This is a genomic window from Nocardioides sp. NBC_00163, assembly GCF_045206295.1.
Classification (GTDB): domain Bacteria; phylum Actinomycetota; class Actinomycetes; order Propionibacteriales; family Nocardioidaceae; genus Nocardioides.
The window spans coordinates 3,195,323-3,214,262 of the sequence record NZ_CP108155.1 but is presented as its reverse complement, the minus strand read 5'-3'; the positions used below and the strand labels follow the sequence as shown (position 1 = coordinate 3,214,262).

At 68.1% G+C, this 18,940-nt stretch carries 13 protein-coding genes; 3 read left to right on the top strand and 10 right to left on the bottom strand.

All coding sequences use genetic code 11. The features are described from left to right. Positions 1–126: 126 nt before the first annotated feature. The 4 genes from OG801_RS15455 to OG801_RS15440 form a co-directional block, all read right to left on the bottom strand. Entirely contained in the window at positions 127–1,812 is a 1,686-nt protein-coding gene (locus OG801_RS15455) for a M4 family metallopeptidase (protein WP_406029599.1), read from the bottom strand. A 162-nt stretch (positions 1,813–1,974) separates the two neighbouring features. Next, positions 1,975–3,927, bottom strand: a complete 1,953-nt coding sequence (locus OG801_RS15450; protein WP_406029598.1) for a M13 family metallopeptidase — start codon at positions 3,925–3,927, stop codon at positions 1,975–1,977. A gap of 50 nt (positions 3,928–3,977) precedes the next feature. After that, on the bottom strand, positions 3,978–5,192 hold the full coding sequence (locus OG801_RS15445) for a M15 family metallopeptidase (protein ID WP_406029597.1): 1,215 nt from the start codon (positions 5,190–5,192) through the stop codon (positions 3,978–3,980). A 61-nt stretch (positions 5,193–5,253) separates the two neighbouring features. Next, positions 5,254–5,847 carry a TetR family transcriptional regulator gene (locus OG801_RS15440; RefSeq protein WP_355018765.1) on the bottom strand — a complete coding sequence of 198 codons (594 nt, stop codon included), beginning with the start codon at positions 5,845–5,847 and terminating at the stop codon, positions 5,254–5,256. A gap of 104 nt (positions 5,848–5,951) precedes the next feature. On the opposite strand from OG801_RS15440, the gene OG801_RS15435 reads away from it, so the two are divergent. Beyond that, complete coding sequence (locus OG801_RS15435; RefSeq protein WP_406025209.1) at positions 5,952–6,512, top strand: TetR/AcrR family transcriptional regulator; 561 nt, start codon at positions 5,952–5,954, stop codon at positions 6,510–6,512. A 25-nt stretch (positions 6,513–6,537) separates the two neighbouring features. Then, complete coding sequence (locus OG801_RS15430) at positions 6,538–8,880, top strand: MMPL family transporter (RefSeq protein WP_406029596.1); 2,343 nt, start codon at positions 6,538–6,540, stop codon at positions 8,878–8,880. A 66-nt stretch (positions 8,881–8,946) separates the two neighbouring features. Here OG801_RS15430 and OG801_RS15425 read toward each other — a convergent pair whose 3' ends face one another. Then, the gene (locus OG801_RS15425; protein WP_406029595.1) at positions 8,947–10,365 is read right to left on the bottom strand and encodes a fatty acid desaturase; all 1,419 of its coding nucleotides are present in this window, start codon (positions 10,363–10,365) and stop codon (positions 8,947–8,949) included. A 77-nt stretch (positions 10,366–10,442) separates the two neighbouring features. Between OG801_RS15425 and ppgK the strand changes: the two genes are divergently transcribed. Next, a complete protein-coding gene (gene ppgK, locus OG801_RS15420; RefSeq protein WP_355018769.1) occupies positions 10,443–11,198 on the top strand; it encodes a polyphosphate--glucose phosphotransferase in 756 nt (251 codons plus the stop codon). Between the two features lie 2,124 nt (positions 11,199–13,322). On the opposite strand, the gene OG801_RS15415 is transcribed toward ppgK, so the two are convergent. The 5 genes from OG801_RS15415 to OG801_RS15395 all read right to left on the bottom strand — a co-directional run bounded on the left by OG801_RS15415 (position 13,323) and on the right by OG801_RS15395 (position 18,883). Continuing rightward, positions 13,323–13,937 carry a nitroreductase family protein gene (locus tag OG801_RS15415; protein ID WP_355018770.1) on the bottom strand — a complete coding sequence of 205 codons (615 nt, stop codon included), beginning with the start codon at positions 13,935–13,937 and terminating at the stop codon, positions 13,323–13,325. A 53-nt stretch (positions 13,938–13,990) separates the two neighbouring features. After that, positions 13,991–14,626, bottom strand: a complete 636-nt coding sequence (locus tag OG801_RS15410; protein WP_355018771.1) for a YitT family protein — start codon at positions 14,624–14,626, stop codon at positions 13,991–13,993. A gap of 85 nt (positions 14,627–14,711) precedes the next feature. Next, positions 14,712–16,112: a Re/Si-specific NAD(P)(+) transhydrogenase subunit beta gene (gene pntB / locus OG801_RS15405; RefSeq protein ID WP_406029594.1), complete on the bottom strand. Its 1,401-nt coding sequence runs from the start codon at positions 16,110–16,112 to the stop codon at positions 14,712–14,714. Positions 16,113–16,124: 12 nt separating this feature from the next. After that, positions 16,125–17,666 (bottom strand): Re/Si-specific NAD(P)(+) transhydrogenase subunit alpha, encoded by a 1,542-nt coding sequence (locus OG801_RS15400; protein ID WP_355018773.1) that lies wholly within the window; start codon positions 17,664–17,666, stop codon positions 16,125–16,127. 212 nt (positions 17,667–17,878) lie between these two features. Continuing rightward, positions 17,879–18,883, bottom strand: coding sequence for an aldo/keto reductase (locus tag OG801_RS15395; RefSeq protein WP_406029593.1), 1,005 nt, complete (start codon positions 18,881–18,883; stop codon positions 17,879–17,881). Between the last annotated feature and the right edge of the window lie 57 nt (positions 18,884–18,940).

The window sequence follows — 18,940 nt, the reverse complement described above, 5'->3', positions numbered from 1 at the left end:
CGTCCAATCGCCGAACCGGCATAACCACACGCCCGAATTCGTACTTTAGTTACCCAAAGCGGTCGACGGCGCCGCCTCCTGTAGGAAACGGCGCCGTCGGGCCACTCTGTTGTCAATGTGGCGAGATCAGCTCACCGAGACCGCGGTCCACGCCGCCTCGACGGCCGTGACCTCGGGGCTGGAGGCGCCGTAGAGGTCCGAGGCCGCCTGCACCGTCGCGTCGCGCGCGCCGGCGTAGTCGGTGGTCGAGGTGAAGTAGGTCGAGTTGGCCCGGAACCAGATCTTCTCCGCCTTGTCGCGACCGATCCCGGCGATCGTCGAGCTGTCACAGGTCGTGCTCGAGTGCTCGACCCCACCGATCGTCTTCGTACCCGAGCCCTCGGAGAGCAGGTAGAAGAAGTGGTTGCCGACGCCGCTGGAGTAGTGGACGTCGAGGCCCCCGGTCGAGGACGACCAGCAGTTGACCGAGTTGCCGTCGAAGGACGGGTTGTCCATCCGGCGCAGCGGGTCGCCGCCGTCGAGGATGAAGGACTCACCGATCAGGTAGTCGCCCTGGTCCTCGGCGTTGTCGGCGTAGAACTCGACCGCCGTGCCGAAGATGTCCGAGGTCGACTCGTTGAGGCCACCGGACTCACCGGAGTACTCCAGGCCCGAGGTGTTCTCGGTGACACCGTGGGTCATCTCGTGGCCCGCGACGTCCAGCGAGACCAGCGGTCCGTAGCCGACACCGTCGCCGTCGCCGTACGTCATCTTCTCGCCGTCCCAGAAGGCGTTGACGTAGTCGTTGCCGTAGTGGACCCGGTTGTAGGAGCCCGAGCCGTCACCGAAGATGCCGTCGCGGGCGTGGACGTTCTTGAAGTAGTCCCAGGTGACGTTGGTGCCGTACTGCGCGTCTGCCGCCGCGGTCGCCCGGTCGTCGTTGGAGCCGTTGCCGAAGGTGGTGGTCGGGCTGGTGACCACCGTTCCCGCCGCGCAGCCGAACCCGAGAAGCTGGCACAGCAGGCTGTCCTCGGCGTTGTTCATGTCGGTCGTGTAGGTGCCGCCGCGGGTCTCGTCACGCAGCTCGTACGTCGAGCCGTTCTGCTTCACCTGCAGCGGGACGGTCCCGGAGTAGAGGGTGCTGCCCTCGCCGTCGATGGTGTGGATGCCCTCGACCCGGCGCAGCACCTTGCCCGTCTCCGCGTCGACGTAGGTCGCCAGGCGCGAGGGAGTGCCGTCGGCCTGCTTGCCCTTGGTGGTCACCCGCCACGCCAGCGTCGGGGCGCCGTCGACCGCGTCGACGACGAGCTCGGGTGCGTACTTCTTGTCGGCCTGGAGCTTGGTGATCGTCTTGGTCACGGCGTCCAGGGTCAGCGCGGCCTTGGTGGCCGCGGCCCCGGTGACGGCCGGCTTCACCGAGAGGTCGAGCACCTTGGTCAGCCCCTGGGAGACCGAGGTCAGGGTGCCGGCCTTGCTCTGGTGGGCGACCAGGTCGCCGCCGACGACCTCGAGGCCCTCGTACGTCCGGTTCATCCGGACGTGGGTGGCACCGTTGGTGTCCTTCAGGGTCACCACGGGCTCGAGCTCCTGGCCCGCGCCGACCTTCCAGGTCGACGGCTTGCTCGTCAGCGCGCGGATCGCCTTGTCCGCGATCGACCCGTCGTCGATGACCTTCTGGGCAGCCAGGCCCGTCTGCGTGATGCTCGTCGGCGTGATGGCGGAGGCGGAGTCGGCAGGGGTGGCGCCGGCTGGGCTTCCGAAGGAGGCGATGAAGGCGGTTCCTGCAACGGCGGCAGCGGTGGTGGCACCAGCCGCTCGAACGAATCTACGCATGGGGGTACTCCTCGAGATCAGGACCAGGATGGGACCGGATCCTTCCACCCGAATCGGGTGTGCGACCGAACAAATTCCTGCAATGCAGCTTTATGAAGCGGTCGCCCCGCGTAACTCGTTTACGTCGTTATCAAATATTAACCAAACGCACCCGGGGGCATATCACCAGATGCGCACTCGGTCCTCCGGATCGAGCCACAGTCCGTCGCCCGGAGCGGTGCCGAAAACCTCGTGGAACTCGTCCAGGTTCCGGGCGATGTTGGCACGGAACTCCGGCGGGCTGTGCGGGTCGATCGTGAGGTACTGCTGCGCCTGCTCCTTGCGTCGCACCGTACGCCACACGTAGGCCCAGTTGAGGAAGAGCCGCTGCCGGTCGCCGACGCCGGCGGCACCGTCGGTGGCGAGCATGTAGGCGGTGTGCGCGATCGTCAGGCCACCCAGGTCGCCGATGTTCTCGCCGACGGTCAGCGCACCGTTGACGAACTCACCCGGCAGGTCCCGCGGCGAGAGCGCCGAGTACTGCTCGATGAGCGCCTTGGTCTTCACCTCGAAGGCCGCCTTGTCCTCCGGCGACCACCAGTCCTGCATGTTGCCGTCGCCGTCGAACTGGGCACCCTGGTCATCGAAGCCGTGCCCGACCTCGTGGCCGATCACCGCGCCGATGCCGCCGTAGTTCTCCGCCGGGTGCGCGTCCTTGTCGAAGAACGGGCGCTGCAGGATCCCGGCCGGGAAGCAGATCTCGTTGGTGCCGGGGTTGTAGTAGGCGTTGACCGTCTGCGGCAGCATGAACCACTCGTCGCGGTCCACCGGGCTGCCGAGCTTGCCGAGCTGCCGGTCGGTCTCGAAGACCGAGGCGGCCGAGACGTTGCCGATCAGGTCGTCCTTGGAGATGGTCAGCGCCGAGTAGTCGCGCCACTTCGACGGGTAGCCGATCTTCGGTGTGAACTTGTCGAGCTTCTCGTACGCCTTCTCCTTGGTCTCCTCGCCCATCCAGTCGAGCTCGGAGATCGACTTCCGGTAGGCCTCGAGGAGGTTGTGGACGAGCTCGTCCATCTGCGCCTTCGCCTCGGGCGGGAAGTGACGCGCGGCGTACTCCTTGCCGACCGCCTCACCGATCGCGCCCTCCACGATCGCCACCCCGCGCTTCCAGCGTTCGCGCAGCTCAGGCGTGCCGTTGAGGGTGCGCCCGTAGAAGTCGAAGTTGGTCTCGACGAAGTCGTCTGTCAGGTAGGGCGCCGCCCAGCGCAGGACGTGGAAGTAGAGCCACGACTTCCAGTCGTCGATGTCGACCTCGCCGAGCACGGTCGAGAGGTGGGAGAAGAACGACGGCTGCCGCACGACCACCTCACCGAGCACCGCCTCGGTGGACAGCTTCGAGCCGGAGAGGTTGCGGACGTACGCATCCCAGTTGAAGTTGGGGGCCAGCTCGCGCAGCTCGGCGATGGTCAGCAGGTTGTAGGTCTTCTGCTTGTCGCGGGTCTCCTCGCGCGCCCAGTGGCCCTCGGCCAGGCGGGTGTCGATCCTGATGATCGTCTCGGCGGCCGCACGCGGGTCGGGGTGCTCGGCGAGCTCGTAGAGGCGGGTCAGGTAGTCGGCGTACTTCGCCAGCACCTCGGCGAACTTCTCGTCGAAGTAGTAGTCCTTGTCGGGCAGCCCGAGGCCGCCCTGGAGCAGGTTGAAGATGTAGCGGTCGGACTGCTTGTCGTCGTTGTCGACGTAGGACCCGAACAGCCCGTGACCGCCGATCCGCTCGACCTCGCCCAGGAACGCCGCCAGGTCGTCCGCGTCGCGAAGCCCGTCGACGGCAGCCCTCAGACCATCAAGAGGACGTACGCCGCGCGCAGTCACCCCCTCCACGTCCATGAAGCTCGCGAAGAGGTCGCCGATCTTCTGGGCGTCGCTGCCCTGCTCGCCACCCGAGGCCGCGAGCTCCTCGATGATCGCCCGCACGTCCTTCTCGGCCTGGTCGGCGAGCATCACGAACGGCCCCCAGCTGGACCGGTCGGACGGAATCTCGACCTCCCGGAGCCAGGTGCCGTTGACGAACCCGAACAGGTCGTCCTGCGGCCGAATGCTGTCGTCCATGCCCGGGCGGGCGTCATCGAGGATCGTCACGCCCCCCAGCGTAGATGCGAGGTCCCAAGCAGGTCAGCAACAACCCCGGATCAGCCCGGTTTGACGATGCGGTTCATCTCGAAGTGCATGGGGTCGGTCCACTTCCAGTTGCCGCCCCAGGTGAAGCCCCAGCGCTCGAAGATGGAGACGACGGTGCGGTCCATCTCGCCGACGGTGCCGCGTTGGTTGCCGGCGGTGTTGAGGTCGACGGCGGTGCCGAAGGCGTGGTTGGAGAGCTGGGTGGTGTTGGCGATGAAGCGGGGGTAGAAGCAGCCGGCGTACTGCGACGGATTGATCTTCTTGGCCAGGCCGCGGTCGACGACCTCCTGGAGCGCGGCGCGCAGCTGCGGGATCATCACCTTGTTGCAGGTCACCGAGCCCAGGATCGGCACCTGGGCGGTCACGATGTGGGAGCTGACCCAGCTGGAGGCGGGGGTGATGGTGCCATCGCCGTTGGCCCGGTAGGTGTAGTTGCCGACGGCCTCGGCGACGGTGCCGACGACGTACGCCTTCTGGGGAGCGTTGGGGTCGAGACCCGCGCGGGCGACGACGTCGAGGCGCTGGACGGAGGCGTCCGAGCCGACGACCGTCTGGATCGGCTTGACGACGCGATTGGGGGCGATGGCGGCGGTGGAGACGATGAGCGCGTTGCCCTTCTCCATCCCCATCTCCTCGCCCCACTTGTGGTTGACGACGGCCGCGGCGAGACCCGGCGGCTGGGGAGCGTAGGCACCGACGTGGACGGAGGCCGCGTCCTTCTTGGAGCCGAGCCTCACGAACCCGTCCTTGTCGGCCGGGAGCTCGTCCTGGCGCTCGGGGTCGATCGCCACCTCGCCACCGGCGACGCGCTGCCAGACCTCATCGGAGTCGGCGCTCTGGAAGGGGGCGAAGTTGCGGTAGGTCGCGGGATCGACGGCGACCACCTTCACCAGCCGTCCCTCGACGCTGACCTGGGCCATCGAGATCTGCTCGACGCCGGAGACGCCGTCGAGTCCTCGGATCTTCTTGACGTCGGCGGACGAGAGGGTGTCCTCGGAGAGGATCAGCAGGTCGGTGGAGTGCAGCGTGCCCTCGCGCTTGCCGGGGATGTCGACGGCGTGCGAGGGGTCGGCTATTGGGCTCTCGTCGTTCGCTGCCCCGCTGGCGCTCGGACTCGGGCTGCCGCTCGGCGAGGCCGGCTTCGACGGCTCACCCGCACAGGCGGCCAGGGTCACCACGAGCACCGCGCCGATTGCCGCAGCCCCTCTCCACGAGACCTGTCGCATCCATCTACCTCCCCGCAGGAAGATTAGGCGAGGCCTGGTCAGCACCCAACTCGCTGGTAACTCAGCCGTTCAGGACCCGCGAGATCAGCCACGCGATGTCGTCGGCGGTCTCGTCGGGTGACTTGGTGGGCTGCATGACATGGCTGAGGACCACGCGGACGGTCATCTCGATGGCGGTGTCCGCCTGGTCGTCGGTCAGCCCGTGCTCGAACTTCTCGACGTGCTCGTGGATGAGCTCGGTCGCATAGCCCAGCAGTCCCTCGCTGTGGCTGGTGAGGTAGGGCAGCAGCTCGGTGTCGGCACCGTGGGTCGCCGAGACGACCGCGTGCAGCAGCTTGTTGTCCTGGGCACGGTCGAGGACGCCGTACGTCGCCTGGCGGATCGCCCGGATGAAGTCGTCCTCCTGGGCGAAGGCGGTGCTCACGACCGCGAGGAACTGCTCCAGCTCACGCAGGATCAGCGACTTCGCCAGGGTCGGCTTGGCGCCGATGTCGTTGTAGACCGTCTGCCGGCTCACCCCGCACCGCTGGGCGATGCGGGACATCGTCACACTCGCCCACCCGGTCTCGGTGGTCATCTCGACGGCGGCATCGAGGATCCGCTGTCGGGTGGTTTCAGGTGCGCCGGCCGCCATGAAGGCAAAGTCTACGGCCATGCCTCCCTGCGGATGACGGGCCGGGTGAACTGTCCCACATCGTTTTGCACTCAATACCCCCAGGGTGCAACAATGCACTCTATGAGTGAGAGTGCAATCGGATGATGCGACGGGATCGCACCGCGGCCGCCATCCATCGCGCCGCGCTCCAGATGACCGACGAGTTCGGCTTCGACGGCTGGACCATGGACCATCTCGCCGAGCGGGTCGGCGTCTCGCGACGTACGTTGTTCAACCACGTTCCGAGCAAGATGGATGCCGTCCTCGGTCCTGACCACGAGCCCGATCCCGAGCTGGGCGCGACCTTCGTCGGAGGCGGCCCCACCGGACACGTCGGCCGCGACCTCGGCGTCCTCGTACGCACGGTGCTCGAGGCCGAGAAGATGGACCACGACGACCTCGTCCTCATCCGTCGCGTCCTGAAGACCGACAAGCAGGTGCTCGACGCCGCGCACGCGCGCTTCGAGAAGGCGACGGCTCACTTCGCCGAGGTGATCTCTCAACGCGAAGGCGACCAGATGACCCCGGAGCTCGCCGGCGTCGCCCTGCGTCTGGTGATCGTCGTCTTCGACGCCGCGCTCGACGCCTACCTCGCCAATCCTTCGGCCGGCACCGTCGCCGACCACTTCACCCGGATCTTCGACGACCTCGTCGATCTGTTCTGAACCACTGACCAGGGGGAACCCCGAAATGGCCAAGCTGCTCTATCGACTCGGAAAGACCGCCTACCGGCGGTGGCCGATCTTCGTCGCCGTCTGGATGATCGTGATCATCGGGATCGGCGCCGTGGCGACCACGATGTCCAAGCCGATGTCCACGACCTTCACCATGCCCGGCCTCGAGTCGGTCGAGGCCGCCGAGGAACTGCCCGAGATCATGGGCAGCGAGGAGGGCTCGGTGCTCGACGCCGCCTCCATCGAGGTGGTCGTCGCCGCGCCCGAGGGCGAGACCCTCACGAGCTCCGACAACCAGGCCGCCGTGGCCGAGCTCGTCACGAACCTCGCGGCGCTCGACGACGTACCCGACCAGATCTCCTACATCTGGACCCCGGAGATGGCCGAGGCGGCCGCTCCGGCGACGGCTGAGGCCATGTCCGCGCAGAGTGGTCAGCAGGTGAGCGAGAAGCAGGCGCTGCAGATGCTGCTCGGCCAGCTCGAGGCCCAGCCGACGCTGTCCGAGGACGGCCGGATCGGCCTGATCTCGACCCAGTTCGAGGACGTCGACGTCTCCGAGGTGACCCCGGAGATGCAGCAGGAGGTCACCGACGTCGTCGAGGAGGCCGATGCGGCCTCCGGCCTCCAGGTCGAGGTACGTGGCCAGGGCATGCAGGTCCAGGAGATCGGCGGCGCCAGCGCCGAGCTGGTCGGCATCGTGCTCGCCCTGCTCATCCTGCTGCTGACCTTCGGCTCGTTCGTGGCCGCCGGGCTCCCGATCCTCACCGCCGCCATCGGCGTCGGCATCGGCACCATGGGGATCACGGCGCTCACCGCGTTCACCGACGTCTCCTCGACCACCCCGATGCTCGCCACGATGATCGGCCTCGCGGTCGGGATCGACTACGCGCTGTTCATCCTGGCGCGCTACCGCAGCGAGCTCGACCACACCGACGACCGTGAGGAGGCGATCGGCGTCGCGGTCGGCACCGCCGGCTCCGCGGTCGTCTTCGCCGGCCTCACCGTCGTGATCGCTCTCTCCGCGCTCAGCGTCGTCGGCATCCCGTTCCTGACCTACATGGGCCTGGGCGCCGCGGCCACCGTCGTGGTCGCCGTCCTGGTCGCGCTGACCCTGCTCCCGGCACTGCTGGGTGTGTTCAAGTCGAAGGCCTTCGGCCTGTCCGTACGCCACTACAACCCCAAGCGCGAGGCCAACGGCCGCGTGCTCAACAACGGTGTCCGCTGGGCTCGGTTCATCGGCAAGGCGCCCATCGTCTGGGTGCTGATCGTGGTCATCGGCCTGGGCGCCCTGGCCATCCCGTTCAAGGACCTGCACCTGGGCATGCCGGGCGACAGCACGGCCCCCGCGGACAGCTCGCGCCGTCAGGCGGTCGAGCTGGTCGAGGAGGGCTTCGGCCCGGGCCGCCTCGACCCGATGATGCTGGTGGTCGATGCCCGCGAGACGCCCGGCGACGCGGCGGCCAAGCAGGCCACGTACGCCCGGGTGGCGGAGTGGGCCGGCTCCCTGGACGGGGTAGCCAAGGTGGTGCCCCCGTCGGGCAACGAGAACGGCGCGGTGATCCTGATCGAGCCGGAGACCGCACCGGAGGATGAGGCGACCGAGGACCTGCTGGCGGAGCTGCGCGAGGGCGAGGGCGCCCTCGAGGAGGAGACCGGCACCGACCTCGCGGTCACCGGCACCTCCGCGATCATGTCCGACATCTCCGAGAAGCTGAACGACGCACTGCTGCCCTACCTCGCGATCGTGATCGGCTTGGCGTTCCTCCTGCTGATGCTCGTCTTCCGCTCGATCCTGGTGCCGCTGACCGCGACGCTCGGCTTCCTGCTGTCGGTCCTGGCCACCCTCGGCGTCACCGTGGCGGTCTTCCAGGAGGGTGCCTTCGGGATCTTCGACGGCCAGCCGATCGTCAGCTTCATGCCGATCTTCCTGATCGGGCTGGTCTTCGGCCTGGCGATGGACTACCAGGTCTTCCTGGTCACCCGGATCCGGGAGGCCCACGTCCACGGTGCCTCCTACAAGGAGGCCGTGGTCGACGGGTTCCGCAACTCGGCCCGGGTGGTCACGGCCGCCGCACTGATCATGACCGCCGTCTTCTCGGGCTTCATCCTGATGGACGACCCGATCATCAAGTCCATGGGCTTCGCACTCGCCGCGGCGGTCGTCTTCGACGCCTTCATCGTGCGGATGCTCCTCATCCCGACGCTGATGTACCTGATGAGGGAGAAGGCCTGGTGGCTGCCGAAGTGGCTCGACCGGATCCTCCCGAACGTCGACGTCGAGGGCGAGAGCCTGGAGCGGCACTACCTCGCCGACCACTACGCCGAGGAGCCGCGGGAACCCGAGCTCGCAAAGCGCTGACCGTCGCCGGCAGCAGACAGCCCCCGATCTCGTACGAGGTCGGGGGCTGTCGCCGTCCGAGGAGAGCTACGAGACGGAGTCCGAGGCGAGAGGCACGAAGTCGACCTTCTCGCGCACGCCACAGTCCGGGCAGCACCAGTCGTCCGGCACGTCCCCCCACGATGTGCCGGCGGCGAACCCTTCTGCCTCGTTGCCCTCCTCCACTCGGTAGGTGTGGCCGCACCCGGGACAGCGGGCGGCCAGCACCTCCTGGCCGATGACCTGCACGACGGTGTCGTCGCCGGTCTCGGCACGATCTGCGACCGGCGCCGGATACTTCGCCAGGATCCTGTCCCGCTTGCGCGGCAGGATGTTGGCCCGCGACATGTCGCCGTCGAAGTGCGCCAGCACCCTGGGGTCCATCACCCGGCGCCAGACCGGCGGCACGAGCGCGAGCAGGATCATCCCGGCATAGCCGGTCGGCAGCACCGGAGACTCCTTGTAGTCGCGCAGGGTCTGGTAGCGGCGTACGGGATTGGCGTGGTGGTCGCTGTGGCGCTGCAGGTGGTAGAGCAGCACGTTGGTGGCGATGTTGTTGGAGTTCCAGGAGTGGCTGGGGTCGACGCGCTCGTAGCGCCGGCCGACGCGTTGGCGCAGCATGCCGTAGTGCTCCATGTAGTTGATCACCTCGAGCAGCGAGAACCCGACGACGGCCTGGATCAGCAGGAACGGGATCACCACGGGCCCGAGCCACAGGATCAGCCCGCCCCAGAGCACCGCCGACATCAGCCAGGCGTTGAGTACGTCGTTGCCGATCCGGAACGGGTGCTGGTCGCGGCGGGCGTACCTCTTCTTCTCCAGCCTCCAGGCGCTCTTCAGCGACCCCGAGACCGTGCGCGGCCAGAAGGTGTAGAAGGACTCGCCGACCTTGGCCGAGGCCGGGTCCTCGGGAGTCGCGACGCGGACGTGGTGGCCGCGGTTGTGCTCGATGTAGAAGTGGCCGTAGAAGCTCTGCGCGAGCGCGACCTTGGAGAGCCAGCGCTCGACGTCCTCGCGCTTGTGGCCGAGCTCGTGGGCGGTGTTGATGCCGATGCCGCCGATGCAGCCGACCGAGATCGCCAGCCCGACCCGGTCGATCATGCTCAGGGTGTGGCCGTCCAGGGCGCCGTGGGCGGCGAGGGCCATGCCGCCGATGAAGACGGCGTACTGCAGCGGGAGGTAGGAGTAGACGATCCAGCGGTAGTACCTGTCGTTCTCCAGCGCCTCGATCATGTCGTCGGGCGGGTTGGACTTGTCGAGCCCCGCGAACAGGTCGATGGCCGGGACCACGATCAGGATGATGATCGGACCGGTCCACAGGAACGCGCTGATGTCGGTGAGATGCCAGCCGCCGATCGCGATGAACCCGAGGAGCGGCACCACCAGGCCGAGCAACCACAGATGGCGCTTCTTGTCGCGCCACTGTTCGATCGAGCCGTCGGGCACCGTGCTGTTGGCGATCTCCATCGTTGGCCCCTTTGACAAACCAGGATGATATGTCAAGTGTCGTACGTCACGTCGGTGCTTGTAAATAGGATGGGGTCATGACGACGAGCCTGCCCTTCGGCATCGACTTCGGCGGCACGGGCATCAAGGGTGCCCCGATCGATCTCGCGACCGGCGAGTTCGCCGAGGAACGCATACGCATCCCGACACCCGAACGCTCCACCCCCGACGCCATCGCCGAGATCTTCGTGGATCTGCTCTCCCAGTTCCCGGACTACGACGGGAAGGTCGGCGTGACCGTCCCCGGCGTCGTACGTCACGGGGTGGTCCACTCCGCTGCCAACATCGACAAGTCCTGGATCGGCGCCGACGCGGACGCGATCTTCACCGCGGCCACCGGCCGGGACGTGCACGTGGTCAACGACGCCGACGCCGCCGGCCTGGCCGAGGTGCGCTACGGCGCCGCTAAGGGTCGCCGTGGACTGGTCATCATGACCACGCTCGGCACCGGCATCGGCTCGGCGCTCCTCTACGACGGCGTGCTCGTGCCCAACTCCGAGCTCGGCCACCTCGAGCTCGACGGCCACGACGCCGAGACCCGCGCCTCCAACATCGCCCGCAAGCGCGAGGAGCTCTCCTGGAGGCACTGGGCCAAGCGGCTGCAGAGGTACTACCAGCACCTGGAGATGCTCTTCTCCCCCGACCTATTCCTTGTCGGCGGAGGGGTCTCTAAGGAGGCGGCGGAATTCCTGCCGCTGCTCGACCTGGACACCGAGATCATCCCGGCGAAGCTGCTCAACACCGCGGGGGCCGTCGGGGCCGCGCTGTACGCCGAGGAGCTCGCCACCGACTGACGGCGGACCCGGCGGCGGCACGGGCGGCATCGGCGGCCAGGCAGGTCGAGAGTCCCACGGAGCTCCCGCCTTCCTCGTCTTCTTCGCCTGCACGAGGTAGGCCCTGCGCTCGGCCCGCCGGCGTCGCGCCGACGGGTTCCAGAACACCCGGTACGCCGCGTACGCCGCGCAAGCGAGCACCAGCAGCGCGACCAGTCCGACGACCAGTGCCCAGTCGGCCCGGGCGCGCACCCCGGCCGCGGTGGCCGAGGCGTCCTCGAGATAGCCGTTGTTCAGGTCGGCTCGAGCACTGGCCGCGCCCACGTCGAGGAACAGCACCAGCTCACCGAGCTCGGTCAGCGGGTTCTGCATGCCCTCGACGTCGGCGGTCGCGTCACCGACCTCGGTGATCACCTCGGCGGTGCGGGGCAGCGTGGTGGCGAGCTCGCGATACCGGTCGTCCTCGTTGGCGCCCTCGTAGGCCTCCTTCGCCGCGGCCGGCACCGGCAGATCGGCTTTCTCGGCCGCCTCCTGGACTGCGGCGGCATCGGCGTTCGCCTCACCGATCAGGCCGACGACACCGTCCACGTCCTCGAAGGTCCACGCGGCCATGACGTCGCGGAGACCCAGCGGCGGCAGCCACTCGCCGTTGACGCGGTCGATCTCGGCGTACGTCTTGCGGGCCTCGGCCCTGGGCTCGAGCTGCTTGGCCTCGGCGCGGGTGAGCACCCAGTTCTTCAGCGGCTTCTCTGGGGAGGCATCGGTGTCGTACCGCTGCACGATGTCGAGGAAGAGGCGCCAGTCGACCGGGCCGCTGGTGATCTCGTCGTCGGCGGCGTCGTAACCGGTGCGGCCGTCGTAGACGTCGTCGACCACATGGGTCAGCTCCTCGTCGGAGAGGTCCGCGAGCATGGCCGAGACGGCTGTATAGGCAGCCGGGTAGCCGTACGCGTCCTTCTCCTGGCTCCAGCCGGCGGCATCCCAGGTCAGGAGGGGGAACGCGGCCTTGCTGCGACGCTTCACCTTGCCGTACTTCTGCCCCTTGGCGCCGACCTTCTCCGTCGCGTGCTGGGCGACCAGCTCGGTCAGACCCTCGCTCAGCCAGCGGCCCTCGACGATGTCGGGGTTGATCCAGGCGTGGGTCATCTCGTGGTAGAGGATCGCCGTGTCCAGATCCTCGGAGACGACGATCTCGTCGGCGTCGGAGTCGAACCAGGCGTAGCCGACCGCCTCCGCCGAGCCATCCTCACGAATCGTCTCCAGCCCACCGGGCCACTCGTTGCCGGTCAGCTCCTCCAGCACCGGCATGCCCTCGGTGACCCGCTTCTCGGCGAAGTCGATCCACTCCTTGTCCTTGGGAAAGCTCTGCAGCGACAGCTTCGTGTCGCCGACCTTGATCTTCTTCTCGTCGAAGGCCTTGGGGTCGCGGGCGGAGACGCCGGCGTCGACGAAGTCGCCCTCGGAGTGCCAGGTCGTCGTCTTGCCCTTGGTCCGCTTGCTGAAGTCGCCCGAGGAGGCGGTGAACGTCATCGACTTCGGCAGCACGACGTCGACGGTCACCTGCCCGTCGTCGCCGAGGCCGATCACGGGGAAGACGGCGTACCCCTCGCCGATCCGGGTGTGGTTCTTCTTCGCCCGGATCGGGGCGCCCTTCAGCTCGTACGTCCAGGTGATCGTGCGTGACTTGCCGTAGTAGAGGTTCGGGAAGGACACGGTCACCACCGCGAGACCGGTGCCCTTGATCTTCTCGGAGCTCACCGGCAGCTTCGCGCCGTTGCTGGTCGCCCTCACCTTCGTCGCCCCGGCCGGGATCGGGATCGCGTGGCCGGTCAGGAAGTAGTAGGTAGTGGCCGTGCTCGGCTGCTGGTTGGTGACCGTGACCTCGGCCTTCACCTTGACGGTCTTGGCCTTCTCGTCGAGCACATAGCGGGTGCGCGAGGACTCGCCGACACCGTCGTTGGGCGCCGCGACCGCCGCCGGCGCGGTCGTCACCAGACCAGCGCCCAGCACCCCCAGCACGAACACAGCTGCCACGACGCGCCGGAGTCGACCTGTTGCCTGACCGTTCTCCACCCAGGAACCTTAGACCGATGCCCCGATGGGTACGTCCTTTTTAAAGCCTTCCGGGACGTCCGCCCCGGGGTATCAGACCCACGGCGTGCCCCATTTGTCGGCGAAGGCGATCTCCTCGAGCGGCCGCCGGACGCGCTCGCGCTCCTCGCGCTCGGCGTCGCGCGGGTCGACCTGCGCGGGGTCGCCGTGGAGGCCGACCGCGATCCCGGTCATCACCTTCCACCAGTCCGGTACGCCGAAGGCCGCTGCCACGGCATCGTGGTCGAACCCGGCGAACTGGTGGGAGGAGAGGCCGAGGGAGGCGGCCTGGACGGTGAGATGAGCGGCCGCCTGACCGAGGTCGTAGTGGGAGTAGTCCGACCACTTCGGGCCGTTGCCGTCCGGGCCCACCCCGACCTGGGAGATCGCGACGAACACGGCCGATGCCCGCGGCACCCAGCCGGAGTTGCCGCGCGAGAGGTGGCTCACGAACGTCGCGTGACCGGCGGACCCCCGGGGCAGCACCAGGAACGACCACGGCTGGCTGTTGCCCGCGCTCGGCGCCCACCGGGCCGCCTCGAGGAGCACCCTGATCTCGGCGTCGGCGAGCTCGTGGGCAGGGTCGAAGACACTCACCGACCAGCGGTCACGCAGGTGCTCGGTCAGGTCCTCGGCGCCGGCCTGGGGCGCGCGCTTCGCGGCAGTCATGCCTCTATTCTGCAATGTCTACCGACTTGGAAGACAAACGTCTCAGGGCAGCGTCAGGCGAGGTATCGGCCGGGCCGGTGGTTGAAGGCCAGGATGATGTTGAGGACGACCGCGCCGAGGGCGGAGAGGAGAACGGTCGCCGGCGAGACGACGAAGAGCGCGAGCAGGATGACGCTGACGTCGAGGCCCATCTGGACGTACCCGGCCCGGAGGTTGAGCCGCTCCTGCAGGAGCAGGGCGAGCACGTTGAACCCGCCCAGCGAGGCACCGTGGCGGAAGATCACCAGGAGCCCGAGGCCGACGAGCAGGTTGCCGGCCACGACCCCGTAGACGGTGTCGAGGCCCTCGAGCGGAAGCAGGTCGGCGTGGACCCGGGTCATCGCCGAGACCGCGATGACGCAGCCGAGCGACCGGAGGGTGAACCCGATGCCCTTCTTGGAGAGCGCGAGCCCGAAGAAGGGCAGGTTGACCAGGACGAACAGCACCTCGAACGGCAGCCCGGTCCAGTAGCTCACCAGCAGGCTCAGTCCGGCGGTGCCGCCGGTGACCGCTCCGACCGACTGGATCAGGTAGAGCCCCAGCGAGGTCACCACGATGCTGGTCACGTAGCCGAGCGCGTCCTCCAGCAACGTATGGGGGACGCGGATCGACTCGAGGGAGTCTGTAAACGGCTCGGACACGACACTCATTCTGGGTGTCGTGCCCGAGCCGTGCAGAATTCACCAGGGCGAGACTTGCGTCACGTTTCCGCTGGTCAGGTGTTGTTTATCCAGGTCAGGCAGGCACCCGGGCGAGGGCGTTGACGATCTCGTCGACCTTGGTCTTGGCGTCGCCGAAGAGCATCTGCGTGTTCTCCCGGAAGAAGAGCGGGTTCTGCACACCGGCATAGCCCGCGGCCATCGACCGCTTGAAGACGACCACGTTCTTGGCCTCCCACACGCGCAGGACAGGCATGCCGGCGATCGGGCTGGTGGGGTCCTCGGCGGCGGCCGGGTTCACGGTGTCGTTGGCACCGATGACCAGGACGACGTCGGTCTCGGCCAGGTCGTCGTTGACCTCGTCCATCTCCAGGACGATGTCGTAGGGCACCTTGGCCTCGGCCAACAGCACGTTCATGTGACCAGGGAGACGGCCGGCGACGGGGTGGATGCCGAAACGTACGTCCACGCCCTTGTCCCGCAGGATCCGGGTGAGCTCGGCGACCGGGTACTGCGCCTGGGCGACGGCCATGCCGTAGCCCGGGGTGATCACGACGGAGGAGGCACCGGCGAGGAGCTCGGCGGTGTCCTCGGCGTTGATCTCGCGGTGCTCGCCGTAGTCGACGTCACCGGCAGGCCCGGCCTCGATGCCGAAGCCACCAGCGATCACCGAGATGAACGAGCGGTTCATGGCCTTGCACATGATGTAGGAGAGGTACGCACCCGAGGACCCGACCAGGGCACCGGTGACGATCAGCAGGTCGTTGCCGAGGAGGAACCCGGAGGCGGCCGCGGCCCAGCCGGAGTAGCTGTTGAGCATCGAGACCACGACCGGCATGTCACCGCCACCGATGGAGGCGACCAGGTGCCAGCCGAGCGCCAGCGCCACGACGGTGACCGCGATCAGCAGCGGGAGCGTCGGGTTGATGACGTAGACGACCGTCAGGATCACGAAGACAACCAGGGCCCCGATGTTGATGACGTTCTTTCCGGGCAGCATCAGCGGCGCCGACTTCATCCGCGCGGAGAGCTTGAGGAATGCGACGATCGAGCCGGTGAAGGTGACCGCACCGATGAAGACGCCGATGAAGACCTCGGCCGAGTGGATGGCGCCACCGTGGACGTGGCCGGCAGCGGCCTCGAGGTGGCCGTTCCAGCCGATCAGGACGGCTGCCAGACCCACGAAGGAGTGCAGCAGCGCGATCAGCTCGGGCATGCCGGTCATCTCGACGACCTTGGCACGCCACAGGCCGATGACCGCACCGACCGCGACCGCGACGACCAGGACGATCACCGCGGTGGTGGTGCCGCCGTCGACGACCTGGATGACGGTCGCGACCAGCGCCAGCGTCATGCCGGCCACGCCGTAGAGCCAGCCCTGGGAGGCGGTCTCGTGCTTGGACAGTCCTGCCAGCGACAGGATGAAGAGGAGGGCGGCGACGAGGTAGGCGGCGCCGGCGATCGAGAAGATATCCATGACGTACTTACCTCAGGCCTTCCGGAACATCGAGAGCATGCGGCGGGTCACGGCGAAGCCACCGAAGATGTTGATGCTCGCCAGCAGCGTGGCGATGCCCGCGAGCACGAGCACCACGTTGTCAGCGACGGTGAGCTGCAGCAGGGCGCCCACGACGACGATCCCGGAGATCGCGTTGGTCACCGACATCAGCGGGGTGTGCAGCGCGTGGTGCACGTGGCCGATCACGTAGAACCCGATCACGATCGACAGCGTCAGCACGGTGAAGTGGCGGGTGATCTCGGCCGGAGCGACCGCGTTGAGCAGGAAGAGAGCGAGCGCACCGGTGCCGACCAGGGCGAGCTTGGCGGAGGCGGAGAGCGGCTTCTGAGTCTCCTTCACCGCCACCTCGGCCGGAGCTGCCGCGGCCGGAGCCGCGGAGACCTGGACCGGCGGGGGCGGCCAGAGCACGCCGCCGTCGTGCACGACGGTCAGGCCGCGCTGGACCTGGTCCTCGAGATCGAGGGCGAGTACGCCGTCCTTCTCCGGGGTCACCAGCTTCATCAGGTTCACCAGGTTGGTGCCGTAGAGCTGGCTGGACTGCGCGGGAAGACGCGCGGGCAGGTCGGTGTAGCCGATGATCGTGACGCCGTTGGGGGTGGTGACGACCTCGTCCTTCACCGTGCCCTCGACGTTGCCGCCCATCGCGGCCGCCATGTCGACGATGACCGAACCGGACTTCATGCTCGCCACGTCGGCCGCCGTGATCAGCTTCGGCGCCGGGCGGCCCGGGATCAGCGCGGTCGTCACGATGATGTCGACGTCCTCGGCCTGCTCGGAGTAGATCTCCGCGGCGCGCTGGTCGTAGGCCTCCGAGGTCGCCTTGGCGTAGCCGTCGGTCGACTTCTCGACCTCGACCTCGACCTTCAGGTATTCACCGCCGAGCGACTTGACCTGGTCAGCGACCTCCGGACGAGGGTCGGTGGCGCGCACGATCGCGCCCAGCGAGCTCGCCGCACCGATCGCGGCCAGACCGGCCACACCGGCACCCGCCACGAGCACCTTCGCCGGCGGCACCTTGCCCGCCGCGGTGACCTGGCCGGTGAAGAAGCGGCCGAAGTGGTGGGCCGCCTCGACCACGGCGCGGTAGCCCGCGATGTTGGCCTGGCTGGAGAGGATGTCCATGGACTGTGCCCGCGAGATGCGCGGCACGGCGTCCATCGCGAAGGCGTCGACCTTGCGGGCGGCCAGGGCGTCGAGCAGCTCGCTGTTCTGCGCCGGCGCCAGCGGGGCGACCAGGGTGGCGCCGCTCTTCAGCAGCTCGACCTCGCCGACGGAAGGCGCGTTGACCCGGAAGACCAGGTCGGCACCCCACGCGTCGGCGGCCGTGCCGATGCGGGCGCCGGCCTCGGCGTACGCCTCGTCCTTGAAGCTAGACGCCTCTCCGGCTCCACCCTCGATGACGACGTCATAGCCCAGACCGGTCAGTTGTTTGACGGTCGTGGGGGTGGCCGCTACCCGGGTCTCCCCGGCCGAACCTTTGACCAGCGTCTCTCGGGTCACTCCGATGAGCATCCTCGACTCCTTGGGTCTAGCTGCGCAGTGTCTTCAGTCTCCAGCATGGTGGGATCCCGGTCAGCCGATCAGCGCGTGACCGATTCATGACCGGCGGGGGTCCGGAACCCCACCGTGCTGGTTACTGGCCGGTAACGGTAGGGCAGATCAGCAGGTGGACACCAGGCTTGGCCGGTTGTATCGGTCCAATACCTGTGGTCTTCCTCACGTCCTCACAGCTCGCTGTCGAGCTGCGCCATGAACTGGGTCGGGTAGCGGTCGCCGCGGACGGCGCCGACGGGCACGGCGGCGTCGATTCGAGTGAGATCGGCGTCGTCGAGGGTGACGTCGTTCGCACCTGCCATCGACTCGACCTGGCTGACCCGGCGAGAGCCGATGACAGGGACGATGTGCTCGCCGCGGGCGGCGACCCAGGCGATCGCGAGCTGGGCCAGGGTGACGCCCTTGGCCGCGGCGATCTCCTCCAGGGTGGTGAGCAGCGCGCGGTTGTGGTCGAGGTTGTCGCCCTGGAAGCGCGGCATGTGGGCGAGCGAGCCGCCGAGGGCGCCGCTGCCGCCGATCAGGCCGCGACCGAGGACGCTGTACGCGGTGATCCCGATGCCCAGCTCGCGACAGGTGTCGAGGATGCCGTTGGTCTCGATCCCCCTGCTGAGCAGGGAGTACTCGATCTGCAGGTCGCTGATCGGGGCCACCGCGGCGGCCCGCCGGATCGTGTCGGCGCTGACCTCGCTGAGCCCGATGTGGCGTACGTATCCCGCCTCCACGAGCTCCTGGACCGCGCCGACGGTCTCCTCGATCGGCACCTGCGGGTCGAGACGCGCGGGGCGGTAGATGTCGACGTGGTCGGTGCCGAGCCGCTGGAGGGAGTAGGTCAGCGAGGACCTGACCGCCTCGGGCCGGCCATCGAAGCCGGCCGGCATCCCGACCGGGGTGAGCAGTGCGCCGAACTTCACCGAGAGCACCACGTCGTCGCGGACACGCTCGCGCAGCGCCCGGGCGATCAGCATCTCGTTGTGGCCGGCGCCGTAGAAGTCGCCGGTGTCGATCAGGGTGCCGCCGGCGTCGAGGTAGGCGTGGATGACGCGTACGCCCTCCTCGTCGTCGACCTCGCCGTAGGCGCCGGAGAGGCTCATCCCGCCCAGGGCGGGGGAGGTGACCGTCGGACCGTTCTTGCCGAGCTGTCGGCTGCTGCTGAGCTTGTTCGTGTTGGTCGTCATGACGTCCAGCGTGCGGCGCCCGTTGGGCCCTCGGGAGGCACAGCACATCCAGGGACG

Bases quoted from the DNA above. Each gene is read 5' to 3' on its own strand.
- OG801_RS15430 (WP_406029596.1), top strand. From the start codon at position 6,538: ATGGCCAAGCTGCTCTATCGACTCGGAAAGACCGCCTACCGGCGGTGG.
- OG801_RS15410 (WP_355018771.1), bottom strand. From the start codon at position 14,626: ATGAGTGTCGTGTCCGAGCCGTTTACAGACTCCCTCGAGTCGATCCGC.
- OG801_RS15415 (WP_355018770.1), bottom strand. From the start codon at position 13,937: ATGACTGCCGCGAAGCGCGCGCCCCAGGCCGGCGCCGAGGACCTGACC.
- OG801_RS15400 (WP_355018773.1), bottom strand. From the start codon at position 17,666: ATGCTCATCGGAGTGACCCGAGAGACGCTGGTCAAAGGTTCGGCCGGG.
- OG801_RS15455 (WP_406029599.1), bottom strand. From the start codon at position 1,812: ATGCGTAGATTCGTTCGAGCGGCTGGTGCCACCACCGCTGCCGCCGTT.
- ppgK (WP_355018769.1), top strand. From the start codon at position 10,443: ATGACGACGAGCCTGCCCTTCGGCATCGACTTCGGCGGCACGGGCATC.
- OG801_RS15425 (WP_406029595.1), bottom strand. From the start codon at position 10,365: ATGGAGATCGCCAACAGCACGGTGCCCGACGGCTCGATCGAACAGTGG.
- OG801_RS15440 (WP_355018765.1), bottom strand. From the start codon at position 5,847: ATGGCCGTAGACTTTGCCTTCATGGCGGCCGGCGCACCTGAAACCACC.
- OG801_RS15435 (WP_406025209.1), top strand. From the start codon at position 5,952: ATGCGACGGGATCGCACCGCGGCCGCCATCCATCGCGCCGCGCTCCAG.
- pntB (WP_406029594.1), bottom strand. From the start codon at position 16,112: ATGGATATCTTCTCGATCGCCGGCGCCGCCTACCTCGTCGCCGCCCTC.
- OG801_RS15445 (WP_406029597.1), bottom strand. From the start codon at position 5,192: ATGCGACAGGTCTCGTGGAGAGGGGCTGCGGCAATCGGCGCGGTGCTC.
- OG801_RS15395 (WP_406029593.1), bottom strand. From the start codon at position 18,883: ATGACGACCAACACGAACAAGCTCAGCAGCAGCCGACAGCTCGGCAAG.